The sequence below is a fragment of the Pseudomonas sp. ICMP 10191 genome (assembly GCF_001467335.1).
In the GTDB taxonomy this organism is placed as follows: Bacteria; Pseudomonadota; Gammaproteobacteria; order Pseudomonadales; family Pseudomonadaceae; genus Aquipseudomonas; species Aquipseudomonas cerasi.
The window spans coordinates 57,376-64,815 of sequence record NZ_LKGW01000114.1 but is presented as its reverse complement, the minus strand read 5'-3'; the positions used below and the strand labels follow the sequence as shown (position 1 = coordinate 64,815).

At 59.8% G+C, this 7,440-nt stretch carries 5 protein-coding genes and 1 pseudogene; 4 read left to right on the top strand and 2 right to left on the bottom strand.

From position 1 onward, the window contains the following. Together motB and motA are read right to left on the bottom strand one after the other, a co-directional pair. On the bottom strand, window positions 1–868 hold an 868-nt coding region (motB, locus tag AO388_RS16320; protein ID WP_058416749.1), incomplete at its 3' end, for a flagellar motor protein MotB. Window positions 869–871: 3 nt separating this feature from the next. Continuing rightward, window positions 872–1,723 carry a flagellar motor stator protein MotA gene (gene motA, locus AO388_RS16315; protein ID WP_003342993.1) on the bottom strand — a complete coding sequence of 284 codons (852 nt, stop codon included), beginning with the start codon at window positions 1,721–1,723 and terminating at the stop codon, window positions 872–874. A gap of 207 nt (window positions 1,724–1,930) precedes the next feature. On the opposite strand from motA, the gene AO388_RS16310 reads away from it, so the two are divergent. From AO388_RS16310 to AO388_RS16300, 4 genes and pseudogenes are all read left to right on the top strand, one after another. After that, the gene (locus AO388_RS16310; protein WP_003431943.1) at window positions 1,931–3,466 is read left to right on the top strand and encodes an HDOD domain-containing protein; all 1,536 of its coding nucleotides are present in this window, start codon (window positions 1,931–1,933) and stop codon (window positions 3,464–3,466) included. A 45-nt stretch (window positions 3,467–3,511) separates the two neighbouring features. Beyond that, window positions 3,512–4,324 (top strand): annotated as a pseudogene (locus tag AO388_RS29670) (rhodanese-like domain-containing protein); the annotation flags it as partial. Between the two features lie 156 nt (window positions 4,325–4,480). Continuing rightward, window positions 4,481–5,344, top strand: a complete 864-nt coding sequence (gene asd, locus AO388_RS29665; RefSeq protein ID WP_032634688.1) for an archaetidylserine decarboxylase — start codon at window positions 4,481–4,483, stop codon at window positions 5,342–5,344. Between the two features lie 256 nt (window positions 5,345–5,600). Next, window positions 5,601–7,385, top strand: a complete 1,785-nt coding sequence (locus AO388_RS16300) for a hypothetical protein (RefSeq protein ID WP_058416748.1) — start codon at window positions 5,601–5,603, stop codon at window positions 7,383–7,385. Window positions 7,386–7,440 lie beyond the last annotated feature (55 nt).

Below are 7,440 nucleotides of genomic sequence, written 5' to 3'. Positions count from 1 at the left end.
TGGCTGGCGCGCCGCCGGAGTTCTGATCGCCCTCGATACGCTGCTGGGCTTTTTTGGTCAGCACCACGATATCGATGCGGCGATTGACCGGGTTGGTCGGGTTCTGGTGATCATAAAGAGCAGACGACGCGTACCCTACCACCCTGGCCACCTGTGAGTCCGGATAGGTCCCCGCTACCAGTGCGCGGCGTGCAGCATTGGCACGGTTGGCCGACAGCTCCCAGTTGCCGAACCCGCCGCTGCCCACGAAAGGCGTTGCATCGGTATGGCCGCTGATGCTGATCTTGTTCGGCACACTTTTGATGGTGTCAGCCAGAGCCAGCAGAATGTCTTCGAAATAAGGCTTGAGACGCGCGCTGCCCGAGTCGAACATCGGTCGATTTTCCGCATCCATGATCTGGATACGCAAGCCGTCCTGAGTGATCTCGAACAGAATCTGGTCCTTGAATTTTTGCAGTTGCGGGTTTTCCTCGACCTTGTTCTGCAATTCCTGGAGCAGCATCTCCAGACGCTCCTGCTCTACCTCTTCAGCCTTGGTCTCGGCAGTTTCCGCCTCAAGCGGAACGGTGTCCGGCGAAGGCGTGGTCTTTACCTCGGGGTTCAGCGTCTGGTTCGGCGACATCTCCGGCGAACCGCCCAGATCGATCACATACGGCGAACCGCTGTCCGAAAAGCCGACAGGGTCCTTGAAATAACCGGCGACCGCGAGCAATTGCTCGGGGGTGGCGGACGACATCAGCCACAGCACCAGAAAGAACGCCATCATCGCCGTCGCGAAGTCGGCAAACGCGATTTTCCAGGCACCGCCATGATGTCCGCCACCAAAGCGCTTTACGCGCTTGATGATAATCGGCTGATTATTTTCCATGACTTAGCGACCGCGAACCGCTTGTTCCAGCTCGCTGAAGCTGGGGCGATGCAGCGGATAGAGAACCTTGCGGCCGAACTCGACAGCCAGCGAAGGCGGCATGCCGGAGGCCGAGGCCACCAGGGACGCCTTGATGGCCTCGTAAACGTTCATTTCTTCCTTGGCATCATGCGCAAGGCTGGTGGCCAGAGGACCGAAGAAACCGTAAGCCGCGAGAATACCGAAGAACGTACCGACCAGCGCCGCACCTACGTGCATACCGATCGCAGCCTTGTCGCCGGAACCCAGCGAAGCCATGGTCACCACGATACCCAGTACCGCAGCCACGATACCGAAGCCGGGCATACCGTCGGCGATACCGGTAATGGCATGGGATGGATGCTCGAGGTCCTCTTTCATGCTCAGCAGTTCCATGTCGAACAGACCTTCCAGCTCGTGGGGAGCCATGTTGCCGGACGACATGATCCGCAGGTAGTCGCAGATGTACGCAGTCATGCGTTCATCCTTAAGGACACCCGGATATTTGGCGAAGATCGGGCTGGAAGCAGCGTCTTCGATATCCCCTTCAATCGCCATCATGCCTTCACGGCGGCTCTTGTTGAGGATTTCATAAACCAGGCCCAGCACTTCGAGGTAATAGGCATGCGTGAAGCGCGAACCGAACATCTTCAGCGACTTCTTGAACACGTGCATGAACATGTAGCCAGGGTTGGCCTGAAGGAACGCGCCCAGTGCAGCACCGCCGATAATCAAGACCTCGTACGGTTGGAACAGCGCCATGACCTTGCCATGGGACAGCACATATCCGCCGATGACACTTGCGAGAACGACAATGATGCCGATGATTTTAGCCATAGGAAAAAATACTTTACTGAGTCGGGTTCAGGGACAGTCCGGAAGTTGTTGAATCTCTTCTTCTCCTTATCGGCCTAACTGGGCCAGACTATAGCCGGTTCTTTTGAAAAACCCATTTATGCGCCTCCATAAAAGGAGGAAACTGGCCTCAGCGCCCCGTACGCTGGCGGTTTTCCAGCTCAGATAATCAGCAGCACAGGCCCTCGAATGCCGACAGTACACGCAGCACATCACCTCGTTCCGAAGACGCTGGATGCCTGGGTCAAACTGCTTGACGGTATCGCGTTGCCGGTCCCTGCCGTCAATCATGGACACGTCCGCTCCGCCTTGAACGACAGTCGTCGCTCACTGCGTGAAATCGCTGAAATGATGCAGGAAAGTCCTGCGCTGGTGCTGAGCGTGATGCGCGAGGCCAATCACCACACGCACGGTTTGACCGAGCAGGCCGAGAGCCTTGAGATTGCGATCAATCGTCTGGGTCTGGCGCGCACCGAAGTCCTTCTGGGCCGTTTGCCGGCCAAGCCGCCTGAAGAAATTCCTGCGGCCTATCGCCAGCTGATTCTGGTCAGTCAGCACGCCACGCAACAGGCCAACGGCCTGTTTGCCAGCCGCCTTGCGCGACTCTGGCAGGACATCCACATGGGCAGCCTGCTGTTTCTGTCACCGCTCTGGCCGATGGCGTTGGCCTATCCGAAGCTGCTCGAAGAACTGGAACTGCGGGTTATCCACAAGGGCCATTCCAGCGTTGCCGTGGAAAAAGAGCTGTTCGGCGTCAACCTGCTGGAATTATGCCTGGCACTCGCCGAGTTCTGGCGCCTGCCGATCTGGGTCACGCGCGGCTATAAACTGTTGATCAACGAGCGACGCGATCTGGCCAAGGCGCTGCGTATCGCCCGCGAAGAACACAGCCCGCTGCACCAGCAACAACTCATGGACGACGACCCCAACCTGCGGCGCTGGCTGAACCAGCCCGCCAATACCGTGTTGCTGGGCAATGGCCTGGCGCTGGCGGCGCAAAATGCCTGGAACAGCCCGCACTGCCTGCGCTGGGAACGGCTGACCAGCCTTTACCTGCAACAGTCGATCGGCGAAGTACAACAACAGGCGCACCAGAATGCCGCCAGCAGCGCCCGCATCCATGCGGAAAAAGACCTCTGGCACCCGGCCGAATCGCTGATCTGGCCGTGGGACGCACGCCGCGTAAGGCGCGACAATGAACCTGCACCGCCGCCATCGGCAGACGCCCTGCAACTGTGGCGCAAGCAGTGTGCCGAGCTGCTGCAGGATCCCAGCCCGTTCATCAACGCCATGCACCTGACCACGTCGGCGCGCGATGCATTTATCTCGTGTGGCATGGAGCGGGTCATGCTGCTGATGCTGGACAAGACGTCAACGGTGCTGCGCGTCAATCAGACTGCCGGACTGCCGAAGGACGCCGCAACCTTGCAGTTGTTCATCAAGGAAAGCACCGTACTGCAGCGCCTGCTCACACAGCCGACACAGTTACGCATGACACCCGCCAACAGTGCGCAATTTGCCGCCCTGCTGCCCCCGCCGCTGAAAACCCTGTTCAGTGGTCAGCACTGGCTGATTCGCTCGCTGAGCAACAACGGCAAAGTCATGCTGCTGGTGGTCGCCGACCAGGGCGGCGGGGCCTTGTCGGAAATTTCCGTCCAGGCATTCGGAAAAACCGCGCAATGTATTGAACGGGCACTGGGCATCTTTAGTCATCGCAAAGCATGAGGCCTGGCGTACAATTCGCCCCTTTCCTTTCATCGGAGGCTGCAAATGTCCGCATTCACTGGCTTGTCGCTGGTCATCGAACCCAACGATCTGCTTGAGCGTCTAGACGCCCCGGAACTGATCCTCGTGGATCTGACCAGCAGCGCTCGCTACGAAGCCGGGCACATTCGCGGTGCCCGCTTCGTCGATCCGAAACGTACGCAACTGGGCAAGCCTCCGGCCCCCGGCCTGCTGCCCGACACTGCCAGCCTTGAGCAATTGTTCGGCGAACTGGGCCACAACCCCGATGCCGTGTATGTCGTCTACGATGACGAAGGCGGCGGCTGGGCCGGGCGTTTCATCTGGTTGCTGGATGTCATCGGCCACAGCCGTTATCACTATCTGGACGGGGGACTGCTGGCCTGGGAAGCGCAATTGCTGCCACTGAGCACCGACGTTCCGCCTGCTGCCGATACCCCGGTAACGCTGACGCTGCACGACGAACCTACCGCCACACTCGAGTACCTGCAAAGCCGTCTGGGCGCCGCCGATCTGGCGATCTGGGATGCTCGTGCACCGACCGAGTATTCGGGCGAAAAAGTGGTCGCGGCCAAAGGCGGACATATACCCGGCGCTGTCAATTTCGAGTGGACGGCGGGCATGGACAAGGCGCGCAACCTGCGTATTCGCCAGGACATGCCGGAGATCCTTCGCGACCTGGGCATCACGCCCGACAAGGAAATCATTACGCATTGCCAGACCCATCACCGCTCGGGCTTCACCTACCTGGCGGCCAAGGCGCTGGGCTACCCAAGGGTCAAGGCCTATGCCGGCTCGTGGGGTGAATGGGGCAATCACCCGGAGACACCGGTAGAACTTCCGGAAGTGGCCGCCGCGCCCGCCGAGGCAGTCGAGGTTGCGCAACCCGTCGCGCCTGCGCAGCCAGCACCAGCCGAAACCGTCGAACCTGTCCGCTCTAGCGAACCGCGACAGGCCTCGCAGAAATATTCAGGACACTCATCCTCAGGACCTTCAATGAAAGACCGCTTGTTCATCATCAGCCAGTACCTGCTGCCGCACCACCTGCTGTCCCGACTGGCAGGCTGCGTTGCCGAATGCCGCGTACGCTGGTTCAAAAACGCTTTCACCGCGTGGTTTGCCCGCCGTTATCAAGTGGACATGTCGCAGGCCCTGGTCGAAGACCTGACGTCCTACGAGCACTTCAATGCGTTCTTCACCCGCGCATTGAAAGCCGACGCCCGCCCGCTCGATACCACGCCGGGCGCGATTCTTTCGCCAGCCGACGGCGCCATCAGCCAGTTGGGCCCTATCGACCACGGCCGGATCTTCCAGGCCAAGGGCCACAGTTTCAGCGTACTGGAACTGCTCGGCGGTGACCCCAAGCTGTCAGCGCCCTTCATGGGCGGCGAGTTCGCAACCGTCTACCTGTCGCCGAAGGACTATCACCGCGTCCACATGCCACTGGCTGGCACGCTGCGTGAAATGGTCTACGTGCCGGGCCGCATCTTCTCGGTCAACCAGACCACGGCTGAAAACGTACCCGAGCTGTTCGCCCGTAATGAGCGAGTGGTCTGCCTGTTCGACACCGAGCGCGGACCAATGGCAGTGGTGCTGGTCGGCGCGATGATCGTGGCGTCTGTCGAAACGGTATGGGCCGGGCTGGTCACACCGCCCAAGCGTGAACTGAAAACGTTCAGCTACGACGAAGCGGCGCGCGCGCCGATCCACCTGGAAAAAGGTGCCGAAATGGGTCGGTTCAAGCTGGGCTCTACCGCCATCGTGCTGTTCGGTCCAGGTCAGGTGAAATGGGCCGAACAACTGACGGCGGGTTCCAAGGTTCAAATGGGACAGGCACTGGCTGTTCCTGCCCAGGCATGATCGCGGCCTGAGCCTCGCTGCATGAGCGTCCGATGATGGATATTGGCGCTCATGCAACGTGCTGCCGGACGGTAATAGCATGAGGCCATAGTTGCTGCGGGGTGATGTCGATACTGGTAAAGTCGTTACATCGATGCTGTAGGATACTTCTCACTTTCATGGGCGTATGCTCGGCACATCGCGGGTGCGCGATAACCTCGGCCCCCCATCTGAAGCCATCGTCCGCGCCAGTGAGTTGTTGGAGCTTGCCTGTCACATGAGTAATTTTAGCCTCCCTCTGCTATTGCGTGCCCCCACGCCAACGCAGTCGAGCCTGACATTCAGTGAAGCCAACCCCCGCGACCTCAAACGCTGGATCTCCAGATTGCCCAAGGCGAACCTCGGAGAAATGGCGCGCCAGCTCTATCAAGGGCTGACCGAGCTGAACCAGTTGATCACCCCGAGCGAGAACCGCCTGCAATTGCTTGAATTGCTGCGGCCCGAGGTGTACTTCGTCTGCAAGCACCTTGAACGTCACTTTCTCAATCAGGCCATTGTGCTGGACGAGCGACCACGCAAGGTGGCCAACCTCTGCCAGGCGCTGCAAAACCATCTCGCAACCGGTTACAAGCAGATCATTCAGCAGGTCGCCCCGCGCTATACCCGAGACCAGGCCGGGCTGTTTAGCACTGCGCTGCAACGCGCACTGCATGGTCTCAACGGGCCACTGATACGCGCCAACCAGCTTTACTGTCCGGTTCAGGACGGCCTGTGGCTCGAGCTGCATCAGATCTACCAGATTGCCCGTCAGTACCAGTTGCACAACACGCCGGTCGAAGAGCCCCTGGCCCATCACAGCAAAGTGCTGAGCGTGGAACAGACCTACGTGATCGCGCTGCTGATGGGTTGCTCACGCTGCAACCAGATGCGTCAGTTGAACATCGGCAAACTGGCCGATGCGCTGGAGGCCTGGAGCCCTCTGGTAAAGCTGCAATTGCCGGTCACTGAAAGCAGCCTCTTCGCTCTGGACCCGACGGTCGACAAACCGCCGCTGTATCGCACCCTGTTCAGCGACGAACAATCTCCTCGGCTGCTGGGTATCAACACCTACTCGCTGGCTGAAGCGATCAATCAGTACCTGGCCCTGCCGGATGACCAGCGCACCCCTTCGCCGTTGCTGATTCCAACCGGTATCAACACCGACCTGCTGCAACATCTGGCGGTCGCCTGGGGTGATGTGGCCGAACGCACCTTTCAACGCACGCCCGGTCAGGGCACGCTGAAACTGTGCATCGGCATGAGCGCGCTGCATTTCTATGTCGCTGGCCAGAAGTCGTTCAGCGAGCTGTTGCAGTTGAACAGCGCCACCAGTGCAGCGAGCTTTTCGTTGAAGATGGCCAATGATGACGCGGACGATCCGTGGGCGTCTGCCTTCGACACTCAGCGCGGCAAGACTTCATCCGTTCTGCTGCCCTACGAAGAGATCGAATACCCGAAAAACGACGGCGACAGCGACTCGCTTTCCAACAACCAGCATACGTTTCCGACCTTCGACCTGAATATTGTCAACCACAGCCCGGGCGGATACTGCCTGGCGTGGCAGAAGGACGTACCTCAGCAGTTGCAGGCTGGCGAACTGGTGGGTATTCAGGATGACGCCGGCCAGGGCTGGAGCATTGCCATCGTGCGCTGGATCCGCCAGGTACGCAGCGGCGGCACACAGATGGGGATCGAACTGATCGCCCCGTTTGCCCAGCCATGCGGCATGCAGCTGATTCGCGAACAGCAGAACAGCCAGTACCTGCGAACCCTGATGCTGCCGGAAGTACGCGCCATGGAAAAACCGCCCACCGTGCTCGCACCGCGTCTGCCTTTTCAGGAGGGCAACAAGGTGATGATCAACGTCGCCGGCGAAGAACGCCGCGCGTCACTGAGCAACCGGCAGGTCAGTAGCGCCAGTTACAATCAGTTCGAGTATCAGATGTACGACGCCCCGAAAGCGACCGAAACCGAAAAGGCCAGGCCGGATCAGGAATTCGATTCCTTGTGGGGCACGCTGTAGCGATCACTGCGACAGCCGTCGCGATTGGCCCCTCGCCATCAGGGGCAAACCACCA

Coding starts and splice junctions, on each gene's coding strand:
- AO388_RS16310 (WP_003431943.1), top strand. CDS start 1,931: ATGCCGACAGTACACGCAGCACATCACCTCGTTCCGAAGACGCTGGAT.
- motA (WP_003342993.1), bottom strand. CDS start 1,723: ATGGCTAAAATCATCGGCATCATTGTCGTTCTCGCAAGTGTCATCGGC.
- AO388_RS16300 (WP_058416748.1), top strand. CDS start 5,601: ATGAGTAATTTTAGCCTCCCTCTGCTATTGCGTGCCCCCACGCCAACG.
- asd (WP_032634688.1), top strand. CDS start 4,481: ATGAAAGACCGCTTGTTCATCATCAGCCAGTACCTGCTGCCGCACCAC.